This is a genomic window from Bradyrhizobium sp. CCBAU 53351, from assembly GCF_015291745.1.
GTDB lineage: Bacteria > Pseudomonadota > Alphaproteobacteria > Rhizobiales > Xanthobacteraceae > Bradyrhizobium.
In genome coordinates this window covers 6,698,149-6,719,897 of record NZ_CP030059.1, presented here as the reverse complement: position 1 = coordinate 6,719,897, position 21,749 = coordinate 6,698,149, and the positions used below count along the sequence as shown (strand labels likewise).

Genomic DNA, 21,749 nt, shown 5'->3' with positions numbered 1-21,749 from the left:
CATCGTTCGGAAGGGCCGCTCCCATGAACTTCGAGAATTTCGAGGCCGCCGATGTGCAGGCGGAGGAAGCGCGGATTTTCATACGCCGGGCCGGCTCGGGTCCGGCGCTTCTCCTGCTGCACGGATTTCCCCAGACCCACCTGATGTGGCGCGGCGTTGCGCCGCTGCTCGCACGGGACTTCACCGTGGTCTGCGCCGATCTTCGCGGATATGGGCGCAGCACCTGTCCGCCCTCCAGTTCGGATCACGCGCCATATTCGAAACGTGCAATGGCCAAGGACATGGCGTCCGTCATGGCGAGGCTTGGCTTCGACCGCTTCTCGGTTGCGGGCCATGATCGCGGCGGCCGTGTTGCCTATCGGCTGGCGCTCGACCATGGCGAACGCGTCGAGCATCTCGCCGTCCTCGACGTCGTTCCGATCGCCGATGCCTGGGAGCGCGCCGACAAGAAGCTGGCGGTCGGCTATTGGCCCTGGTCATTGCTCGCGCAGCCTGAACCTCTTCCCGAGCGACTCCTGTCCGCAGCGCCCGATGCCGTCGTCGACAATGCGCTCCATGGCTGGGGATCGACGGCAGACAGTTTCAGCCCGGCCGTCCGCACAGCCTATGTCGAGGCGTTGCGCGATGAGGCGCATGTTCATGCGATCTGCGAGGAATATCGCGCGGCGGCGACCATCGATCACGAGCACGATCTGGCGGATCGCAATTCCGGCCGCCGCATCGATTGCCCCGTCCTGGTGCTCTGGAGCGGCCGCGGCCCGTTGAATTCCTGGTACGCGAGCGAGGGAGGTCCCTTAGGCGTGTGGCGGGCCTGGGCCGATGATTTGCAAGGCAAGCCGCTTGATGGAGGGCACTTCTTCCCCGAGGAGCTTCCGCAGCAGACCGCGAACGAATTGCACCGGTTTTTCGGCAGGCAATAGGCACCACACAACAAAAGCGCGGGCCGACAAAGCATCGGCCCGCGCCCATCAGAACGTGACGTCGCGAAGACGCAGCTTATGTCTCGGAGTGCTCCTGCCGCGCCTCTGCCGAGGTCTCCGCCTTCCCCGATTTGGTCGTGTAGGGGCAGACCATGGTGAGGTTGAGCAGCCCCAGGCCGAGGCCAAGCGTGCGACCGAGGATAATCTGACAGATGGCCGAATTGACGATCATCAGCGACGGCAATTTCATGTTGCCGGTGTCGCGCAGGATGCTCGCCAAGATGTTCACGAGCCAGATCAGCACCGCGCCGCCGAAATAGATATGGCTGTAAGCGATGGCCTGGGCCAGCACGTTGCCGCGACCGCCCAGCAATTCCAGCAGCCGCGGGCCTCCGGCCAGCTTGTCAAGCATGAAGACCAGGCCGAACAAGACGGCGATCAGAAGCGCGTGGGTGGCGAGGCTCTCGGCACGGTCGCGGTCACCCGCACCGAGCGCACGGGCGATCGCCGGTGACACTCCGCCGCCCATGGCCGCGTGGGACATGCTCATGGTCAGCATCACGCAGGGAAGCACCAGCGCCATTGCGGCCAGCGATTCAACCCCGAGCCGGCCGATATAGGAGGTTTCCGCGACCGCGACCAGCGTGCCGGGCCGTGAAGGCAACGGTGTTCGGCCAGGCCAGCGAGAGCAGGGTGGGCAGGATCGGTCCGTCGAGCAGCGTGTTCGCAGCTTGTCGCGCGGGCGGCGGCAACGGGCCTTTCCTTTCCTGGCTGACGAGCGTTCAATCCCTGTAGGGGCAGACCATCGTCAGATAGAGCAGCGTCGGCGCCTTGTCATCGCCGTTGGCATATTCCCATTTCAGCCGGATCTCGTGCCTGTTCGCGTAGGCGTCGCTGGCCGCATGGGTGATGATATTGGTCTTCATCGGGATCGGCGGCTCGGAATTGAAGCACTTCCGGACGCTGGCATCGAGCAGATCGCAGCGGGTTAGCGGAATGACGCCGGGCTCGTCGTTGGAAAGCGGCGTACTGTTCGGCTGGGTGCTGAGATCGACGCGAGCCCGGCCCTTCTCCTTGTGCCAATAGGCTGCGCTCCCGTCCGGCCATCTGTCGGCAGGCGTCAGGATCAGATGGTACTGGCCATACTCCACGGTCGGCAGATGAATGTCCGGCGACGCCTTCAGGACGTCCACGCTTCTCTGCATGTTTTCCAGGGGGAAATAATTGTCGTTCATCAAATCTTTGAATGACGCGCCGGTGTAAGTTCTCGAGCCCATCGCCTTTATCCCTCAATATTTCCTTGGCTTTGCCAAAATACATACAACTCCGGCGGCGCTGATCTATCTGGCCGACCGCGCCGTCGAAAATGTGCCCCATCTTTGCTGGGATGACCCACGCTACCACTCAGGACTGTGTTTCGTCCAGATTGCCAACTGCACCGTGCCCGCGGAAGGAGGAGCGAGTCCGATTGCTAAGCGGTTCTTGATAGGTATTGTTGTCGAAAGTTGCCGGTGGATTCTGGTCGACAGAAGGGCCGCGACCTTTGAGGCGCAGGAATGCATTGCTTCGCATGTCAGTCGGCGATTGATCCGGACGATAGCTGGTGCTCCAAGTGCGGAGCCGCAGTGCGTAAGCAGGCCGATCCGGATAGCGAACGTCGTTTTGTGACGATCCTGCGAGCCGATGTCGTCGACTCCACGGGTCTTGTTGCCGAATTAGAACCGGAGGCGGCCGTTTCGCGCCTTGAGCCGGCGCTGGCGGCAATGAGGGCCGCGGTACGTCAGTTTGGCGGTATTGTTAGCAAGGAGTTGGGGGACGGATTGGCGGCGGTCTTTGGCGCCCCGATCGCGGACGACAACCACGCACCCTTGGCCTGCCACGCGGCGATCGAGCTGGTCCGGCGTGTAGGCAGCCTTGGCGATCCCGGACTTCAAGTCCGGGTCGGCCTCCACTCGGGTCATGTGGTGGCCTACATGGTCTCCAGCGAGTTTTCCAAGGTCTACGAGATTGGTGGCGCAGCTCAGCATCTCGCCGCGCGGCTGGAGTCGGCGGCAGAGGCAAACCAGATCTATGTGTCCGAAGCCTGCCAAAAGCTAGCAGACGGGCACGTTCGCTTTGACTTTCTCGGCCGCAAGAGCTTGCGTGGCTTCAGCGAAGCTCTGCCTGTGTATCGCATTGTTGGAGCGAGCGATCTTTCGAGCTGGCGGGTGCGGCGTGCGCGCAGCATGTCCCGGTTTGTTGATCGCACAACTGAGCGGGCTCTGCTGTGGCGTGCCGCGGAAAGGGTTGCCGCTACCCGGCAGACTGTCCTGCTGATGGGTGATGCCGGCATCGGAAAATCGCGGCTTGCACACGAATTCGTGCAGGACCTTCGGACCAATGGCTGGTTGCTACTGGACGCCGAATGCAGCCCTAATCTTCAGGGGGCGCCGTTCAGTACGCTGAAACGCCTGGTGCTTTCTACCTTGGAGGCCGTCGCAAAAGACCCGGATCGCCTAGGAGATCCCCGAGCGGATTTGTCGACGGTTCATCGGCTTGCAATCGATGCGGTGTTGGACTTACCCATTTCCGATCCGCGTTGGAGCGAATTGGAGCCATACGCGCGCGGTCGTGCGATCTCCGAGGCAAGCTGCGCGATCGTGGAAAGCGTGGCGCGACGCAAGACTGCCGTTCTTCTCATCGAGGACCTGCACTGGGTCGATCGAGCCAGCGACAACGTTATTGCTGCCATTGCGTCGCTCCAGGCGCCCAATCTCTTCGTGTTTCTCACGAGTCGTGCGAACGGAATGCCGGAATGGATCGCGCGTTGTCGCTCTGAGGTGATCGCGATGCGCCCATTGGACGATGATTCGGGTTTGGCGATGCTGGCGGATATGCTTGGCACATCCGCGACAAACGCCGACTTGAAGAATCGGATCATTTCTCACACGGCCAATGTACCACTATTCCTCGAGGAGGTCTGCCGGGGCCTGAAAGATAACGGTACGCTGCGCGGCCAGTGGGGAGACCTGGCTCTCGTTCGTCCCATCGAAGAACTGGGTATCCCCGCGAGCATCCAAGGCGTGATTGCGGCGCGGCTGGATCGTGTGTCGAGACAGGAGCGCCTCGTCTTGCAGGTGGCCGCCGCGTTGGGGCCGCGGTCGAAAGAAGCGGTCGTACAGAAGGTTTCGGAGTTACCTGGAAATGCATTTGAGGATTGCCTCGCGGCGCTCGACCGCGCTGAGCTTCTCGTCCGGATCGATAGCGACCTCGAGTACTCGCTTGAGTTTCGGCATGAAATGGTTCGCCAAGTAACCTATGAATCGATGGTCGCAAAGGTGCGCGAGAGCGTCCATGCGCGCATTCTCGCTGCTTTCGAAAGCGACGAAACATTGAGAGATGATCCCGACGCACTCTGTTATCACTCGGTGCGTGCCAAAGACTGGCCGAAGGCGTTCAGCTACGGGAGAAGCGCCGCACAAAAGTGCCTCTTGCGCTCCGCATATGCCGATGCAGTCGATTATTTCCAGACGGCGATGAGTTCGCTGGACAAGACTCCGCTGACGCGTCCGCGAGAGACAAATGCCATCGATCTCCGCATGGAAGCGCGCATGGCGTTTATCTGGTCCGGTCGGATCGCTGAATGGGTCGATCTGGGAAAGGAAGCCGAGTGCAGGGCCAGCGACGTCGACGACGTTGGCAGGAAGGTTGCCGCCATGACCGTCATGGCCGGCGGGCAAAACTTCTACGGAACACCCACCGAAGCCGTTGCGCTCGGTGAGGAGGTTGTCGGTCTTGCCGAGGAGACAGCTAATCCGGGGTGGCGCAACCTTGCACTATACAATCTTGGCCAAGCGTATTTTCTCGCGGGGCGTTATCGCGAGGCGGAGCAGACATTCGCGCGGGCCCGTGTTCATCTCATGGGAATGGAAGAGGCTGCGCCTTTCGCCACGCCCCCGAAATACACACTCCTCCTCTGCTGCATGATGAAGAGCTTCACCCATACCGTCATGGGGCAGCTCGCCGCCGCCGAGCAGCTCCAGCAACAGGCGGCCGCGATCGCCGAGGAGACCGCGCGCCCGTATGACCGCGTCGCCGCCGCCTATAGCGGCGGCTGGCTCATGCTCGGCCGGGGCGACCCGGCGGCGGCTGCCGCCATTCTCGAAGACGGTTTCGTCCTGGCGCAGAAGCACGGCATCCGGCTGTTCGTGCCGGTGCTCGCCTGCCACCTCGGCATGGCCTATCTGGAGCAGGGGCTGTTCGACCGGGCGCGCAGCATGCTGACCGAGGCGCGCGAGGAGGCCAAGGCGGTCGGCTATACCTCGGCGGTGCTGCGCAGCTCGATCTATCTTGCGCTCGCGACCTGCCGCCTCGGCGACGTCCAGGCGGCGCAGAACATGCTGCGCGAGGCGCGCAACACCGCGCGCCAGCAGGGGTTTTCGGGCCTCGAGGCCGAGGCCCTGTTCGGCGAAGCCGTCGTGACGCCCGTGACCTCCGAGGACAACAGGACGGCCATCCTCGCGTCCTTGCGCGGGACGATCGCGATCGCGTCCGAAAGCGGCGCCCAGCCGCTGCAGCGCAAGGCCGAGGCGATGCTGAACGAGGTGCTGGCGCGCGGCGGCGAGTTGATCTGAAGCTGCTCCCGGCCAAGTCCGCACAGGGCCGCCCCGGATCGGCCTTTGGCTTAAAATGCCGGATAAATCTCGCAGGTGGTACAATGAGTTAGCTACTGTGCATGGGGTTGTTTTTCGACATTTTGATCAGGTGCCGTGTCGGCGGCTGCGCTGAGGGACGGCCCGCAGAGCCCTTGCACCAAGGCCAAGCTGGGCTACCGTCGGCCCCCGGTCGCAGGGCTAGGTGACTTTTGCGAGATTCTTTTTAGCATCCATTTTGCCGGCGCCGCGATGGCGCGACGCCCAGCGGGAGAGGCGGGGCCATGATCACTCGGGACCAGTCAGCTCTGTTGTCGCCGGTCGAGCGCGACCTGCGGCTCGATCTCTTCCGCGGCATCGGCCTGTGGATGATCTTCCTCGACCACATCCCGCAGGACGTCGTGGCCTGGCTGACACTGCGCAATTACGGCTTCAGCGACGCTGCCGAGTTCTTCGTGTTCATCTCGGGCTACCTGGTCGGCTGGATCTACGGGCCTGTCGTCGCGGGCGGCTGGTTTCTCGCGGCCCTCAAGCGGCTGTGGCGGCGCGCGCTCGAATTGTATGTCGCCCACATCATGCTGTTCCTGCTGTTCACGGCGCAGATCGCCCGAACCGTGCGCCGCTTCGACAATCCGATGTACGCGCACGAGTTCAACGTCTTCAATTTCCTGTCGCATCCGGACGAGCTGATCGGGCAGGCGATCCTGCTGAAATACAAGCCCGTCAATCTCGACGTGCTGCCGCTCTACATCGCGCTGGTGGTCGCCTCGCCTTTCGTCGTTTGGTGCCTGGTGCGCCGGCCCAACCTGACGCTTGCCGCGTCCGTGCTGCTCTACGTCCTGTCACGCTGGTTCAACTGGAACATCGCCTCCTACCCGCCCGGCACGACCTGGTACTTCAACCCGTTCTGCTGGCAGCTGATGTTCGTGTTCGCGGCCTGGTGCGGCATCGGACAGATCGACACGATCTCCAAATGGGTCTGGTCGAGGACGGCGATGGTGCTGGCGGCGGCCTGGCTCGTCTTCGCCTTCCTCATCGTGATGACCTGGCATCTCCATGCGCTCGAGGCCCTGATCCCGAAATGGATGATCAAGTCGATCTACCCGATCGACAAGACCGATCTCGACATGCTGCGCTTCACGCATTTTCTCGCATTGGCGATCTGGGTCACTTACCTCATCTCGCGCAAATGGCGCGCGCTGCATGGGGTCTGGCTGCGCCCGATCATCCTCTGCGGCCAGCACTCGCTGCCGATCTTCTGCCTCGGCGTCTTCCTGTCGTTCTCGGCGCATTGGATCCTGACGCAGTACAGCAGGGGCATCTGGGAGCAACTCGCCGTCTCCGCCCTCGGCATCGTCATCATGATCGGCGCGGCCTGGCTGCTCGACCGGGCCAAGCGCGTGCCGAACCTGTTCGTGAAGGTGACCGAGGTCGAAGAGGACGAGGCCGCCCTGGACAGCGCGCCGGCGACGACCACCGCCGCCGCGCCCGCGGCGCATTGAGCATCGCCAGCCCACGGAGATATCCATGTCTAGACGCGTGTTGACCATCGCCGGCGTCCTCCTGCTCCTGGTCTGCGGCGCCTCGGCGCAAGCACCCGCACCCGAGGCGATGAGCGCGGCGCGCAAGCTCGTCCTCACCTTGAGGATCGCGGACCAGTATCGCGCGCAATTACCGCAGCTCCTGCTCAGGCTCCGGCCGGTGGTCGCGCAGGATCGGCCGGAGATCGAGCGGGACTACGACGCGATGACGGCGCCCGGGTCCGAGGTCTACGCCCCGTTGCTGGCATCGATGATCGACCAGGTCGCGGCGCTCTACGCCCAGAGCTTCAGCGTGGACGAGTTGCGCCAGATCGAGGCGTTCTATGCCCAGCCGGCCGGAAAGAAGTTTTTGGAGAAGTCGGATGCGCTGGCGCAGGCGAGTGCGCAGATCGGCCAGGACGTCAGCCAGAAGGCCGCCGACGAATTGAAGCAGCGCCTGATCGAGGCGCTGCGCCAGAAAGGCCACAAGCTCTAAAGCCGCACCGCGCGTCTCACGCCAGAAATGCACGGAACCGGCGCAGCGCGATTACGAAGAAGACGCCGCCGATCACCGCGAGCGCGACGAGCTGCAGCCATACCGCCTCCAGGCCCGCGCCGCGGAACAGGATCGCCTGGGCGAGCATCACGAAATGCGTGTTGGGTGCCGCCAGCATGATGTCCTGGACGAATTGCGGCATGCTCTCCCGCGGCGTCATGCTGCCCGACAAGGTTTGCAGCGGCAGCAGGATCATGATCAGCAGCAGCCCGAATTGCGGCATCGAGCCGGCGACGGTGGCAAGGAAGATGCCCATGCTGGTGGTGGCAAACAGCTGCAGCGCGACGCCCACGAGGAACAGCGCCAGCGACCCGTCGATCGTGACTTGCAGCCATCCCTTGACCACCAAGGCGATCGACAGCGCGGAGGCGACCAGCACCACGGCGCCCATCGACCACACCTTGCTCACCATGATCTCCAGCGGCGTGACCGGCATCACCAGGAGGTGCTCGATCGTGCCGTGCTCGCGCTCGCGGATCAGCGCCGCGCCGGTCAGGATGATCGAGAGCATCGTAATCGAGGTGATCACGTGGTCGATGGCGCCGAACCAGGATTTCTTCAGCTCCGGATTGAAGCGCGCCCGCAGCGCGAGCTCGATCGGCACGGTCTGGGCATCGCGCGTGTGCGCCAGGAATTCGGCGATTTCCGCGCCGACGATCTGCTCGACATAGCCGCCGCCGTTGAACGCCTGCGAGATTCGCGTTGCATCCACGTTGAGCTGGATGGTGGGTGATTTGCGTGCCAGGAGGTCTCGCTGGAAGTGGGGCGGGATGTCCAGCGCGAAGGTGTCGAGGCCGGCGTCCATCCTCCGGTCCATCTCGTATTGCGAGATCAGGCGCGGCTTGGAGAAATAGGGCGGCGTGAACGCCATCTCGATGCGGGTCGAGACCGGCGAATGGTCCTCGTCGACGATCGCGATCGCGGCGCGGTTCAACGTTTCCGGCAGCGCCTTGGCGCCGGCATAAACCGCCAGCGTGAAGGAATAGACGATCAGCACGAGCAGCATGGGGTCGCGGACGAGGCCGCGCAGTTCCTTGGTGCCGAGCTGGAGCACGTTGTCGATGCGCATCATCAGCGGGCCTGTTTTTTCAGCAGCATCGCGCCGGCGATCATCAGGATGGGGACCATGATGGCGAGCATCAGGAGATCGTTGTGCAGGGTGTCGAACGCCAGCCCCTTTGAGAAGGTGCCGCGCGAGATCGTGACGAAATAGGTGGTGGGGTAGAGCCGCCCGATCAGCGCGCCTGCTCCCTGAAGGGATGAAACCGGATCGATCAGCCCGGAATATTGGATGGCGGGAATCAGCGTGATCAGCACCGTGCCGAACAAGGCCGCGATCTGGCTGTTCATGAAGGCCGAGATCACCAGCCCCATGCCGGTCGTTGCCGTGACGTAGAGCAGCGCGGCGAGCGCGTAGGTCGGAAAGCTGCCGGTGAAGGGAACACGGAAGACCGCGAGGGCAAAGCCGACCAGGAGCAGAAAATTGCCGAACGCCAGCACGACATAGGGCAGCTGCGTGCCGAGCAGAAATTCCAGCCGCGTCACCGGCGTCACGTAGAAATTGACGATCGAGCCGAGCTCCTTCTCGCGCACCACCGCGAGGGCGGCGAGCACCGCCGGAATCATGACCAGCAGCAGCGGGATGATGCCCGGCGCCATGGCGACAACGCTGATGACGTCAGGATTGTAGCGGTAGCGCAGCTGGAGCTGGTAGGCGCCGGCGATCGCCGCCTCGCCATAGAGCTCGCGGCCCTTCTGCGCGAGCCAGTTGGCGTGGATCGCCTGGACGTAGGAGCGCAGCGTTTCGGCCCGCGTCGGATTGGCACCGTCGACCCAGGCGCCGATCTCGACATGGCGGCCGCGGCTGACGTCGCGGCCGAAGCCCGGCGGTAGCTCGATGGCGAGGCCGATCTCGCCGGCGCGCATGCGGCGGTCGAGATCGGCATAGTCGACGATCGGGGATTTCTCGGTGAAGTAGCGCGAACCCGCGATCTGCAGGCTGTAGTCGCGGCTAATCGCGCTGTCGTCGCGGTCGAGCACGGCAAAGGTCAGGTTCTCGACATCCATGCTGATGCCGTAGCCGAGCACGAACAGCAGCAGCACGCTGCCGAGAATCGCGAGCGTGGCGCGGATCGGATCGCGCCGCAGCTCGAGCGCCTCGCGCCGGGAATAGGCGAGCATGCGGGTCGGGTTGAAAGTCATGCTGCGCTTGCGCGGCGCTGCCGTTGTCTCGGCCGCCACGACCGGCGCGACCGTCGGCTGGCTCGCCGGCGCCATGGTGTCCGCGATCGCCTCTTCCAGGCAGGCGATGAAGGCCTGCTCCAGCGTCGCGGTGCCGCGTGCGGCCACGATCGCGGCCGGCGTGTCCGATGCAAGCACCTTGCCGGCATGCATCAGCGAAACCCGGTCGCAGCGCTCGGCCTCGTTCATGAAATGGGTCGAGACGAAGATGGTGACGTTGTCCTTGCGGGAGAGCTCGGCAAGGATCTGCCAGAAGCCATCGCGGGCGACGGGATCGACGCCGGAGGTCGGCTCGTCGAGAATCAGGATGTCGGGCGCGTGGATCATGGCGACCGCCAGCGACAACCGCTGCCGCAGCCCAAGCGGCAGCGCATCGGGCAGGGAATCGGCGACGTCGGCGAGATCGAACCGAGCGATCATTTCGGCGATGCGCGGGGCGATGGTCTCCGCCGGCAGCTCGAACAGCCGCGCGTGCAGATCGAGATTTTGCGCGACAGTCAGCTCAGAATAGAGCGAGAAGCCCTGCGACATATAGCCGATGCGCCGCCGCACCGACATGTCGCCGGCATCGATGGTGTTGCCGAACAGCCGCGCGGTGCCTTCGCTCACAGGCAGGAGGCCGGTGAGCATCTTCATGGTCGTGGTCTTGCCGCAGCCGTTGGAGCCGAGGAAGCCGAAGATCTCGCCCTTCCGGATGCGGAAGCTGACGTCGTCGACGGCGACGAAGCCGTTGAACCGCCGGGTCAAATGATCGGCCTCGATCGCGATCTCGTCATGGTCCGCGCTCCGTGGCGGGATCACGACGTCGGTATGGTTGCCGCGATCGGCTTCCGGCAAGAGGCGGATGAAGGCCTCATCGAGCGTATCGGCGCCAGTCTGCTGCTTGAGCTCGGTGGGCGTTCCGGTCGCCAGCACGCGGCCGGCATTCATCGCGATCAGGACGTCGAACTGAGCAGCCTCTTCCATGTAGGCGGTCGAGACGATCACGCTCATGCCGGGCCGGCCGGCGCGGATCGAGGCGGTCAATTCCCAGAACTTGCGGCGCGACAGCGGATCGACGCCGGTGGTCGGCTCGTCCAGGATCAACAGCTCGGGATCGTGGATCAGCGCGCAGCACAGGCCGACCTTCTGCTTCATGCCGCCGGAGAGTTTTGCCGCCGGCCGGTCGGCGAAGGGCGTCAGCCCGGTGTCGCGCAGCAGGCCGGCGATCCGCCTGTTGCGTTCGGCCTTGTCGTGCCCGAACAGGCGGCCGAAGAAGTCGATGTTCTCGAACACCGACAGCGTCGGATACAGATTCTTGCCCAGACCCTGCGGCATGTAGGCGATGTCAGGGCACACGTTGCGGCGGTGGCACTCGCTCGCCATGTCGCCGCCGAGCACCTGGATGCGTCCCTGCTGGATCGCGCGGGCTCCGGCGATCAGCGAGAGCAGGCTGGATTTGCCGACGCCGTCGGGGCCGATCAATCCGACCATGCAGCCGGACGGCAGGTCGAGCGTGATGGCATCCAGCGCGCGCGTCTTGCCGTAGCTCAAGCCCACGTCATCGAGATGCACCACGCTGCCGCGCCCGGCAGGCAGCTCGGCTGCGGCCGTCGTGCTCATCTCGTCAGCTTGATGTTGAGATTGCCGGGCCATTGCGCGGCCGGATCGAGCTGCACATAGGCCATGCCGGGCAGGCCGGTCTTCACATGCTCGATGTGCTGGCGCAACAGCTCGGGCGCGATATGCGCCTTGATCCGGAACATCAGCTTCTGGCGTTCTTCCTCGGTCTCGACGGTCTTGGGCGTGAACTGTGCGACGTCGGCGACGAAGGTGGCCTTGGCGGGGATCACATATTGCGGAATGGCGTCGAGCACGAGCCGGACCTCGGCGCCGATTGCGACGCGGCCGGCGTCGGCCGTCGGCAGGAAGAACGTCATGTAGACGTCGCCGAGATCAACCATGTTGAGGACGCGGCCGCCGGCGGCGAGCACCTCGCCGGGCTGTGACACGCGATACTGCACCCGGCCGTCGCGCGGCGCCTTCAGCACGCTGTCGTCGAGGTCGGCGTTGATGCTCTCGATCGCGGCCTTCGCGGCGTCGACCGCGGCGCCGGCGTCGATCACCATGGCGCGGGCGGAGCTGATCGCGGCTTCCGATGCCGCGACCTGGGCGTGGGACGCGGCGAGCGCCGCCTTTGCGGTGGCGTTGGCGGAGCGGTCGTCGTCCAGGACCTGCTGCGACACCGCGCTCGTCTTGATCAATTGTTCGGAGCGATCGAGCTTGCGGCTCGTGCTGTCGAGCTGGGCGACGCGTTGGTCGACCACGGCCTCCGCGGCCTTGCGTTCGGCCTCGCGCTGGTTCACCAGGCTCTTTGCGGTCTCGACATTGATGGACGCGCGTTGCAACTGCGCCTCGGCCTGGCGGCGCTGCGCCTGCAACTGCTCGGTGTCCATGCGAGCCAGAACCTGGCCTGCGCGAACGAAGTCGCCCTCGCCGACCAGGATCTCGCGAATCCGTCCCGGCGTCTTGGTCGCGATGTCGATCTCGACCGCTTCGATGCGGCCGTTGCCGCGGGCAAAGCCCGCCGGCAGCGTGTTGGTATCGCGGTGCTGCCAATAGTAATAGCCGCCGCCGGCAACGAGGACGGCGATCGCGGCGATGACGCGACCCGAAGTGAAGTTCATTTGTTCAAAACGCCGTGAGGGCGGCGCCCACTGTTGAGACGTACGCCCGGCCGCTGATCGTGCGGCAGGGCGGCCTCAACATTGCAGCGATTTTTGCATCGCAACTTGATGCAGATCAGACGTCGGCGCGAAGCATCCTTGCCTCTATTTTGGGCTGCGCGTCGTCATGCCGCTCGCCCGCCACATTGGTCAAGCGGACGAGCCAGGCTTGCTGAACGGATTGCGATCGGCTCGGTGCCGACCGACTCACTTCACCAGCGGGCAGCCGCCATCTTTCAGCGGGCGGAACGCCTGGTCGGCAGGCACCTCGGCGAGCAGCTTGTAATAATCCCACGGTGCCTTCGATTCCTCCGGCTTCTTCACCTGGAACAGATACATGCTGTGCACCATGCGGCCGTCCTCGCGCAGCACGCCGTTGTCGGTGAAGGCGTCCTTCACAGGGAGCTCGCGCATCTTCGCCATCACCGTCTTGGTGTCCCTGGTGCCGGCGGCCTGCACGGCTTTCAGATAATGCAGCGTCGCGCTGTAGGTGGCGGCCTGGTTCATCGTCGGCATGCGCTTGACGCGCTCCATGAAGCGCTTGCCGAAGGCGCGGGTCTTGTCGTTGAGATCCCAGTAATACGCCTCGGTGATGATCAGCCCTTGCGCGAGCTTCAGCCCCAGACTGTGCACGTCGGAGATGAACATCACGATCGCGGCCAGGTTCTGGCCCCCGGCGACGATGCCGAACTCGCCGGCCTGCTTGATCGCGTTGATGGTGTCGCCGCCGCCATTGGCGAGCCCGATGATCTTGGCCTTGGAGGCCTGGGCCTGGAGCAGGAAGGAGGAGAAATCCGCCGTGTTGAGCGGATGCTTGACGCTGCCGAGCACCTTGCCGCCCGCGGCCTTCACGACATCGCCGGTGTCGCGCTCGACCGAATGGCCGAACACGTAGTCGGCGGTGAGGAAGAACCAGGTGTCGCCCCCGTTCTTGACGATGGCGCTGCCGACGGTGTGGGCGTTGGCGTAGGTGTCGTAGGTCCAGTGCGCGGTATAGGGCGAGCAGGATTTTCCCGTGATGTCGGAACTCGCCGCGTCCGTCACGATCATGATCTTCTCGTACTGCTTCGACAGCTCCATCACCGCGAGCGCGGTCGCCGAGGTCGGCAGGTCGATGATCATGTCGACGCCCTCGGTCTCCCACCATTTGCGGGCGATGGTGGAGGCGACGTCGGGCTTGTTGAGCACGTCGGCCGAGACCATGTCGATCGGCTTGCCGAACATCTGGCCGCCGAAATCCTCGATCGCCATTTTGGTCGCCTCGACATTCCCCATGCCGCCGATGTCGGAATAGACGGAGGAGAAGTCGGAGAGCACCCCAATCTTGAGCGGCGCCTGCTGGGCCGAGGCGGGAGCGATCAGGGCAGCCGACAGCAAGCCGGCTGCAGACACGAGGGCTGCGATAGGTCTCATGGGCACGTTTCCTCTTTGAGCGGGACTATTCTGTCCCTTTGTCCGACAAAGTTAGAGCCCGGTTCCAGAGGAGTCAATTTGTTGCGCGTGAGCCATATCTGGCGCAATTTGACGCGTCTCCGGGTCGACCATATAGTTTGTCCGACAATCGCCATTGGAGGCCGATTTGCCTGTCGCGCCGTTCTTCCGACCGATCGATGTCGCGCCGGCCTATCAGAAGGTCGCCGACGCCATCGAACGCGAGATCGTCAATGGCCGGATCAAGCCCGGCGATCCCATCGGCACCGAGCACGATCTGGTCCGCCAGTTCGGCGTCAACCGCTCGACCATTCGCGAGGGCATCCGTGTGCTGGAGGAGGGCGGGTTGATCCGGCGCGATTCCTCGCGCCGCCTGCAAGCCTGCCTGCCGCGCTACAGCAAGCTCGCAAGCCGTCTCAGCCGCGCGCTGGTGCTGCACGAGGTGACGTTCCGCGAACTCTACGAGGCCTCGATGACGCTGGAGGTCGCCAGCATCGAGGGCGCCGTGGAACGCGCGACCGACGCGAATCTCGCCGAGCTCGACGACAATCTCCTGCGCAGCGAAGCCGTGGTCGGCAATCCCGCGGCGCTTGCCGAATGCGACGCCGAATTCCACGTGCTAGTCGCAAAAGCCTCGCAGAACCGTGTGCTCCAGCTCGCGCGTGAGCCCGCGGCGCAATTGTTCTATCCGACCACCGAGATGATCGTGACAGGTGTCTCCGAAGGCGGCCCGCGCCTCGTTGCCGCGCATCGCCATCTGATTGATGCGATCCGTCGCCGCGACCGCGAGGCGGGCGTGCTGTGGACGCGCCGGCATCTGCAGGACTGGCGCCGCGGCTTCGAGAAGATCGCCTCGCTCGATCGCTCGGTCGAGCACATGTACATGGAGCACGCCCAGGCGGCCCGGCGCAGATAACGCAAGATTTCAAAGAAGAAATCCAACAAACAAAGACATCACAGGGAGGGACACATGACCGAGACCGCAGCCACCATCTCGAAAGCCCGCGAGCATTCCATCGGCGATCTCCTGCGCCGCTCCGCGGGGCGAGAGCCGAACAAGCTGGCGCTGAGCTGCGGCGAGGTGAGTTGGACCTTCGCCGAGATGGACGCGATCTGCAACCGGCTCGGCCGCGGCCTGCTCGGGCTAGGTGTGAAGAAGGGTGATCGCCTGGCGGTTCTCTCGCGCAATTCGCACGCTTTCGCCGCGCTGCGCTTTGCAGCGGCGCGGATCGGCGCGGTGCTGGTGCCGATCAACTTCATGCTCAATCCTGACGAGATCAATTTCATCCTGAAGAGCTCCGGGGCAAAGTTGCTCGCGACTGGTCCCGACTTCGTCGAGTCCGCGCGCGCAGCTAGCGCCAAGGATTGCGCGGTCGAGAAGATGATCTGGCTGCCGGGCGAGGATTCCGCGTCCGCGCCCGCGGGCCTCACCACCTTCGACGATCTTCTTCATGCCGACGCCTCGTTTCTCGCGGCGTCCGTCGACAGCCGTGATCTCGCCCAGATCGTCTACACGTCAGGCACGGAATCCCTGCCCAAGGGCGCGATGCTGACCCATGAAGCCGTGATGTGGCAGTATGTCAGCTGCATCATCGACGGTGGCATGAGCGCGGAGGACAAGTTCCTGCACGCGCTGCCGCTCTATCATTGCGCCCAGCTGGATGTGTTCCTCGGGCCGCAAGTCTATCTCGGCGCCTCCGGCGTGATCACGGGCAAGCCGACGGCCGACAACATCCTGGCGCTGATCCAGGCGCACAGGATCACGTCGTTCTTCGCGCCGCCGACGATCTGGATCGCGATGCTGCGCTCGCCCAACTTCGACAAGACCGATCTGTCGACCCTGCAGAAGGGCTATTACGGTGCCTCGATCATGCCGGTCGAGGTGCTGCTCGAGCTGCAGCGCCGCCTGCCCGCCGTCAAATTCTGGAATTTCTACGGCCAGACCGAGATCGCGCCGCTCGCGACCGTGCTGCGGCCTGAGGACCAGCTCCGCAAGGCCGGCTCGGCCGGCAAGCCCGTGCTCAACGTCGAGACGCGCGTGGTCAACACGGCGATGGAAGACGTCAGGGTGGGCGAGGTCGGCGAGATCGTGCACCGCTCGCCGCATCTGCTGTCCGGCTATTACAACGATCCCGTGAAGACCGCGGCCGCGTTCTCGGGCGGCTGGTTTCACTCCGGCGATCTCGCCACCGTGGACGAGGAGGGCCACATCACCGTGGTCGACCGCGTCAAGGACATGATCAAGACCGGCGGCGAGAATGTCGCGAGCCGCGAGGTCGAGGAGATGGTCTATCGCATCCCCGCAGTCTCCGAGGTCGCCGTCGTCGGCCTGCCGGATCCGCGCTGGATCGAAGCGGTCACCGCCATCGTCGTGGTCAAGAGCGGCGAAAAGCTGGACGAAGAAGCCGTCATCAAGCACTGCGCCGGTCAGATGGCGCATTTCAAGGTGCCGAAGCGCGTCATCTTCGTGGACGCCTTGCCGAAGAATCCGAGTGGCAAACTGCTCAAGCGCGAACTGCGCCAGCGTTTCGTCGGCGGCGAGACGCTGGACAAGGCGGTGCAGAAGAGCTTTGGCACCTGAGACGGAGCGTTTCCCATGAAAGCCTGGCAGGTCGCGCGCGACTGGTCGATCGAGGGAATGGAACTGGCCGATCTTCCGGAGCCGACCCCCGGACCCGGCCAGGTCGCGGTGCGGATCGAGGCGGCATCGCTCAATTATCGCGATCTGCTCACCGTGCAGGGCAAGGGCGGCGTCACCAGATTGCCGCTGATCCCGTTCTCGGATGGGGCAGGCGAGGTGATCGCCGCCGGTGAGGGCGTGACGCGCGTCGCGGTCGGTGATCGCGTCTGTCCAATGTTCTTCCAGTCCTGGATCGACGGGCAGGTCTCGATGGCCAGCCGCCGTTACGCGCTGGGCGGCACGCGGCCCGGTGTGCTGCAGGAGGTGATGGTGCTCGACGCCGAGGGCGTCAGCCGCCTGCCCTCGCATCTGTCATTCACTGAGGCCGCGACGCTGCCCTGCGCCGGGCTCACAGCCTGGCGCGCGCTGTTCGAAGAAGCACACGTGAAGCCCGGCGATACCGTGCTGGTGCAGGGCACCGGCGGCGTCTCGATCTTCGCGCTGCAATTCGCAAAGCTCGCCGGTGCAAGCGTGATCGTGACGTCGTCGAGCGACGACAAGCTCGAACGGGCCAGGGCGCTCGGCGCCGATCACACCATCAATTATCGTTCGATGCCGGACTGGGGCAAGGCCGCAGCGGAGTGGACCGGGGGAGGCGTCGACCACGTCGTCGAGGTCGGCGGCAAGGACACCTTTGCGCAATCGCTCGAGGCTGCGCGGGTCGGTGGCACCATCCTGGTGATCGGCGTGCTCACAGGCTTCTCGCAGCAGATCGCGATCCCGAGCCTGTTCGCCAAGAACCTGCACGTTATCGGCCTCTCCGTCGGCAGCCGCCGCATGTTCGAGGGCATGACGGCCGCGATCGAACGCAACGCCATGAGGCCGGTGATCGACCGGGTGTTCAGCTTCGATGCCGTGCCGGACGCGCTGCGCCTGATGCAGCAGGGCGGCCATTTCGGCAAGATCGTGGTCGAGTTCGCCTAGAGCGCTTTCGAGCGAAGCGGCTCCCGGTTCGCGTCAAGACAACGCGCCAAAAAAATCTAGCTGGTCTCGCCGGAAAGCTTCCTGACATCGTCGGGCGTCTGCCCAAAACGGCGGTGAAACGCGCGGTGGAAGTAGGAGACGTCGTGGAAACCCGCAAGATGCGCGATCTCGATGATCTTGCGGGTGCGCATGGCAGGATTTCGCAGCAGCGCCTTTCGCGGAAGCAGCGCGGTCTGGAAATTGCCGTGTCCCGTCTGGGTGATATGGGCGCCTTTGATCGAGGGGGCGCCGATGGTGATGTCACCGGCGGCGATCTCCAGCGGGCGCTTTCCCATGGCTCCGCTCAACGCCAAATTGGGCGAGGTGGTAATCACCAATTCGTCGTTCGTCCCCAATGACACGAACGACATCGGCGTGCCGAAGGAGGCCGAGAGCCTGATACGGGGAAGAATCGAAGGCACTATGGTCCGGTGGACCTGCCTGTCGCCGACCGGCACGAAATCGACCTTCGCCACCTCACGACAGAACTGCTCGCGCCAGCTTTGGTAGGCCGGACCATTCGGATCGCCATCGAATGAGAGCTGCGGCTGGGTCATCGATCGCTAGCAAGTTGCCGACGCATTGCGGTTCGCATTTTCGTCGGGGTCTCCGGCGGTGCCAACCAGAAAACGCTGGATTGCGCGAAAAGCCACTCGCAACTGCGCGCTGAGCCAGCGACCAGGTGCCGCAGCCTTGCTTGTTGGCGCGTATCGAAGATGGAGGCGCCGCGCCAAGCGTACGGCGCGCCAACTCAATACTTCTTCACCGTTGCCCCGAAGGCGAACCACAGTGCCATTGAGGCAAGGCCAAAGCCGCCGAGCAGCAGGAAGGTCGGCCCGTAGCCGATCCATTGCGCGATCCAGCCGCCGAGTGCGGGACTGAGGCTGGCGCCGACGCCTTGCACCGTGATCACGGCGCCCTGGCCGAGATTGATGCGGCCGGAGCCGTTGAGCGCGCGTGCGACCATGCCGGGCACCGCGACCGTCTGCAATCCGGTGCCGATGCCGTCGAGCACCTGCATCGGCACCACGCCCCACCATCCCGTGACGAAGAAGGCCAGCACGCCGCGGATGGGCAGGAACATGAAGGACACCAGGATGACCGGCCAGTAATTGCGCTTGCTCGCGGCCTTCATCGCGATCAGCGAGGTCACGACCATGACGCCTTGCGCGATCACCACGGTGGTGGCGACGAAGCTCGGGCCGTTGGCCTGCCCTTCGGCCACGGCCGCAAGCCCGTAGAGCGGCACGATGGCGGCATTGCCGAGATGGAAAAGGGCGAGCGCCAACGCCAGCACCAGCAGGGCCCGGTGCTTGAGCAGCATCGTGAACGCGTCCGGCGCGCTGTCGGGATCGTCCTCCTTGCAGCCGCGCGAGGCGCGATCGTCGATTGCCTTGGCCGGGATCATCATGACGCAGGCGATCGCGATGACGCCGAACACCGCTGCCAGGACGAAGACGGCAAAGTAGCCGTACTTGTAGCCGAGATAGCCCGACAGTGCGGCACCAACCATGTTGCCTGCGTGGTTGAATGCCTGGTTGCGTCCGTTGACCGCGTTGAAACCCTTCTGCTTGGCGATGCCGAGCGTGATGCCCGTCACCGCCGGCACGATGGCGGCGCTCGCCAGCGATTGCGCGACCTGGGAGAACGTCACCGCCCAGAAATTCTGCGAGATCAGGATGATCGCGGACGCAAGAACGACGCAGATGCCGGGAATGACGACCCAGAGCCGCTTGTTGCGGCTGGAATCGATGAAGCCACCGATCGGCGTCGTGATCAGCATGCCCGCGACATTGCCGATCGTCAGCGCGGTGCCGATCAGCCCGGTCGCCCAGCCGCGCTCCTGAAGGAAGACGCCGACGAACGGACCGATGCCCGACTGCATGTCGGCCATGAAGAAGTTGAGCGCGAACAGAGGCCAGAGGTGAGACCAGGAAGGAGGCCGCGATGTCATCGATACCCAAACATGTTCTTCGTGTGTCGTGAGCCTCGTGGCCAATCGTTCTGGTGTTGATCTGAACGTAACGGGTGCTTGCCGCGTTGGTTCCAGTCACTCCTCGAGGCCCAACGACCTTGCTGAAGGCTGGCTCGCAGTGTCATCCTGCGATCTTCCCACGGAGCTCGAACCATGCCTCTCTGGACCTGCGAAACCTGCGGCGCGCAATTCCCGAATGGCGGAAATCGCCCTGCCTCCTGCGTGATCTGCGAGGACGAGCGGCAGTTCGTGAACTGGAAAGGTCAGAGCTTTCTCACGCGCGAGGAGCTCGCGCGTGGGCACCGGCTGGTGGGACGGGACGATCTCGGCCTCACCGGCATCGGCCTGGAGCCGAGCTTCGCGATCGGGCAGCGCGCGCTGCTGGTGCCCCAGGGCGACGGCTGCGTGATGTGGGATTGCATTCCGCTCGCAGCCGATGAAGCCATCCCATTCGTCGCCGCACTCGGCGGACTGAAGGCGATCGCGATCTCGCATCCGCACTATTACGGCGCGGCCGCCGACTGGAGCGACACCTTTGGCGGCGTGCCGGTCTATTTGCATGCGGACGACCGCGCCTTCGTCACCCGGCCGCATTCTGCGATTGTGCACTGGAGCGGCGAAAGCCACCGCATCTCCGACGACTTGCTACTGTTGCGCACCGGTGGTCATTTCGCCGGCGCCACCGTGCTGCATCATGCGCGTGGTGCGGACGGCAGGGGCGCGTTGCTCACCGGCGACATCGCACAGGTGACGATGGACCGCCGCTTCGTCAGCTTCATGTACTCCTACCCCAACTACATGCCGCTCAACGCCGCCGCAGTGCGGCGGATCGCGGCTGCCGTCGAGCCGCTCGCCTTCGATCGCATCTATGGCGCGTGGTGGGGGCGCAACATCGCTGGCGGAGCCAAGGCCGCCTTCGCGGCGTCGGTTGCGCGCTATCTGGCGGCCATCGCCTGAGCCGGATTCATCTTGCCGGCCCCAAATAACTGTACTATAAGTACAGTTATTAGCTGCGATGACGCAGAGGCGGGCCCGGCATGATCGATGCATCATGGAAGCCGCGGCGCTCTGCGGCCGCGTTGGCGGGAGTTGGACGCATGGCGGGATTGTACGATTACGAGATTTTCGACGCCGGCGATGTCACGCTGCAATCGGGCGCCGTCTTCCCTTCGCTGACGCTCGCCTACAAGACCTATGGCACGCTGAGCCCGGCAAAAGACAACGTCATCCTCTATCCGACCTCGTTCAGCGCGCAGCACACCGACACCGAATGGCTGATCGGCCCCGGCGGCGTGCTCGATCCAACACGCTACTTCATCATCATCCCGAACCTCTTGGGCAACGGCCTGTCGTCCTCGCCGTCGAATACCGCGGCGCCATTCCCCGCGGTGACCTATCACGATGCGATCGCCGTCCAGCACCGGCTCCTCATCGAACGCTTCGGCATTTCGAAGCTTGCGCTCGTCTACGGCTGGTCGATGGGCGGCATGCAGGCCTACCACTGGGCCGCGCTGCATGCCGACATGGTCGAACGGGCCGCCGTGGTCTGCGGCGTCGCGCGCTGCGCGCCTTACAACTACGTCTTCCTGGAAAGCGTGAAGGCCGCGCTATCAGCTGATCCCGCTTTCCGCGACGGCCGCTTCGCCGAGAAGCCGGTCGCCGGCTATCGCGCCATGGGGCGCGTCTATGCCGGCTGGGCGATGTCGCACGGCTTCTATCGCGACGAGCTCTGGCGCGAGGCCGGCTTCACCTCGCTGGAGGATTATCTCGTCCGCACCTGGGACGCGACGTTCGCCCGGCGCGATGCCAATGATCTTCTGGCGCAGATCGGCATCTGGCAGAACGGCGACATCAGCCGCTGTGAAGCATTCGGTGGCGATCTCGATCGCGCGTTGGCGGCGATCAAGGCGCACATGCTGCTGATGCCGGGCGCGACCGATCGCTATTTCGACGTTCGCGACAACGAGGACGAACTCGGCCGGCTGGTGAACGCCAAATCCGCCGTGCTGCATCCGATCCCGTCGCTGCATGGCCATCGGGCCGGCAATCCGGTGGGCAATCCGCGCGATCAGGCCTTCATCAAGGCCGAAGTCGCATCACTCCTCGACAAATAGGGCAGCATCCGAT

16 protein-coding genes and 1 pseudogene are annotated in these 21,749 nt (G+C 64.4%); 9 read left to right on the top strand and 8 right to left on the bottom strand.

Going from position 1 to position 21,749, the window contains the following annotated elements:
* The first annotated feature begins 23 nt into the window (after positions 1 to 23).
* Positions 24 to 920 (top strand): alpha/beta fold hydrolase, encoded by an 897-nt coding sequence (locus tag XH83_RS31925; protein ID WP_194404553.1) that lies wholly within the window; start codon positions 24 to 26, stop codon positions 918 to 920.
* Positions 921 to 1,089: 169 nt separating this feature from the next.
* Here XH83_RS31925 and XH83_RS31920 read toward each other — a convergent pair.
* Both XH83_RS31920 and XH83_RS31915 read right to left on the bottom strand, forming a co-directional pair.
* Positions 1,090 to 1,672 (bottom strand): annotated as a pseudogene (locus XH83_RS31920) (MATE family efflux transporter); the annotation flags it as partial.
* Between the two features lie 30 nt (positions 1,673 to 1,702).
* Positions 1,703 to 2,197 (bottom strand): hypothetical protein, encoded by a 495-nt coding sequence (locus XH83_RS31915; protein ID WP_194404552.1) that lies wholly within the window; start codon positions 2,195 to 2,197, stop codon positions 1,703 to 1,705.
* A gap of 279 nt (positions 2,198 to 2,476) precedes the next feature.
* Here XH83_RS31915 and XH83_RS31910 point away from each other — a divergent pair, with 279 nt between their 5' ends.
* The 3 genes from XH83_RS31910 to XH83_RS31900 all read left to right on the top strand — a co-directional run bounded on the left by XH83_RS31910 (position 2,477) and on the right by XH83_RS31900 (position 7,567).
* On the top strand, positions 2,477 to 5,533 hold the full coding sequence (locus XH83_RS31910; protein ID WP_194404551.1) for an AAA family ATPase: 3,057 nt from the start codon (positions 2,477 to 2,479) through the stop codon (positions 5,531 to 5,533).
* A 302-nt stretch (positions 5,534 to 5,835) separates the two neighbouring features.
* A complete protein-coding gene (locus XH83_RS31905) occupies positions 5,836 to 7,053 on the top strand; it encodes an OpgC domain-containing protein (protein WP_194404550.1) in 1,218 nt (405 codons plus the stop codon).
* A gap of 25 nt (positions 7,054 to 7,078) precedes the next feature.
* Complete coding sequence (locus XH83_RS31900; RefSeq protein WP_194404549.1) at positions 7,079 to 7,567, top strand: DUF2059 domain-containing protein; 489 nt, start codon at positions 7,079 to 7,081, stop codon at positions 7,565 to 7,567.
* Between the two features lie 16 nt (positions 7,568 to 7,583).
* On the opposite strand, the gene XH83_RS31895 is transcribed toward XH83_RS31900, so the two are convergent.
* From XH83_RS31895 to XH83_RS31880, 4 genes are all read right to left on the bottom strand, one after another.
* Positions 7,584 to 8,696 carry an ABC transporter permease gene (locus XH83_RS31895; protein ID WP_194408462.1) on the bottom strand — a complete coding sequence of 371 codons (1,113 nt, stop codon included), beginning with the start codon at positions 8,694 to 8,696 and terminating at the stop codon, positions 7,584 to 7,586.
* Positions 8,697 to 8,698: 2 nt separating this feature from the next.
* A complete protein-coding gene (gene rbbA / locus XH83_RS31890; RefSeq protein WP_194404548.1) occupies positions 8,699 to 11,470 on the bottom strand; it encodes a ribosome-associated ATPase/putative transporter RbbA in 2,772 nt (923 codons plus the stop codon).
* Positions 11,467 to 12,534 carry an HlyD family secretion protein gene (locus tag XH83_RS31885; RefSeq protein ID WP_194404547.1) on the bottom strand — a complete coding sequence of 356 codons (1,068 nt, stop codon included), beginning with the start codon at positions 12,532 to 12,534 and terminating at the stop codon, positions 11,467 to 11,469. The genes rbbA and XH83_RS31885 overlap by 4 nt, the downstream gene beginning before the upstream one ends.
* Before the next feature lie 246 nt (positions 12,535 to 12,780).
* Positions 12,781 to 13,986 carry an ABC transporter substrate-binding protein gene (locus XH83_RS31880; RefSeq protein ID WP_194404546.1) on the bottom strand — a complete coding sequence of 402 codons (1,206 nt, stop codon included), beginning with the start codon at positions 13,984 to 13,986 and terminating at the stop codon, positions 12,781 to 12,783.
* 166 nt (positions 13,987 to 14,152) lie between these two features.
* Between XH83_RS31880 and XH83_RS31875 the strand changes: the two genes are divergently transcribed.
* From XH83_RS31875 to XH83_RS31865, 3 genes are read left to right on the top strand one after another with little or no spacing between them, the layout of a single operon-like run.
* Positions 14,153 to 14,920 carry a FadR/GntR family transcriptional regulator gene (locus tag XH83_RS31875; RefSeq protein WP_194404545.1) on the top strand — a complete coding sequence of 256 codons (768 nt, stop codon included), beginning with the start codon at positions 14,153 to 14,155 and terminating at the stop codon, positions 14,918 to 14,920.
* Positions 14,921 to 14,974: 54 nt separating this feature from the next.
* Complete coding sequence (locus tag XH83_RS31870; protein ID WP_194404544.1) at positions 14,975 to 16,585, top strand: acyl-CoA synthetase; 1,611 nt, start codon at positions 14,975 to 14,977, stop codon at positions 16,583 to 16,585.
* 15 nt (positions 16,586 to 16,600) lie between these two features.
* The gene (locus tag XH83_RS31865; protein WP_194404543.1) at positions 16,601 to 17,608 is read left to right on the top strand and encodes an NAD(P)-dependent alcohol dehydrogenase; all 1,008 of its coding nucleotides are present in this window, start codon (positions 16,601 to 16,603) and stop codon (positions 17,606 to 17,608) included.
* A gap of 56 nt (positions 17,609 to 17,664) precedes the next feature.
* Here XH83_RS31865 and XH83_RS31860 read toward each other — a convergent pair whose 3' ends face one another.
* Positions 17,665 to 18,204, bottom strand: coding sequence for a helix-turn-helix domain-containing protein (locus tag XH83_RS31860; RefSeq protein WP_194404542.1), 540 nt, complete (start codon positions 18,202 to 18,204; stop codon positions 17,665 to 17,667).
* A 194-nt stretch (positions 18,205 to 18,398) separates the two neighbouring features.
* Complete coding sequence (locus tag XH83_RS31855; protein ID WP_194404541.1) at positions 18,399 to 19,601, bottom strand: MFS transporter; 1,203 nt, start codon at positions 19,599 to 19,601, stop codon at positions 18,399 to 18,401.
* A gap of 174 nt (positions 19,602 to 19,775) precedes the next feature.
* On the opposite strand from XH83_RS31855, the gene XH83_RS31850 reads away from it, so the two are divergent.
* Positions 19,776 to 20,579 (top strand): MBL fold metallo-hydrolase, encoded by an 804-nt coding sequence (locus XH83_RS31850; RefSeq protein WP_194404540.1) that lies wholly within the window; start codon positions 19,776 to 19,778, stop codon positions 20,577 to 20,579.
* Positions 20,580 to 20,719: 140 nt separating this feature from the next.
* A complete protein-coding gene (locus XH83_RS31845) occupies positions 20,720 to 21,736 on the top strand; it encodes an alpha/beta fold hydrolase (RefSeq protein WP_194404539.1) in 1,017 nt (338 codons plus the stop codon).
* Positions 21,737 to 21,749: the final 13 nt, after the last annotated feature.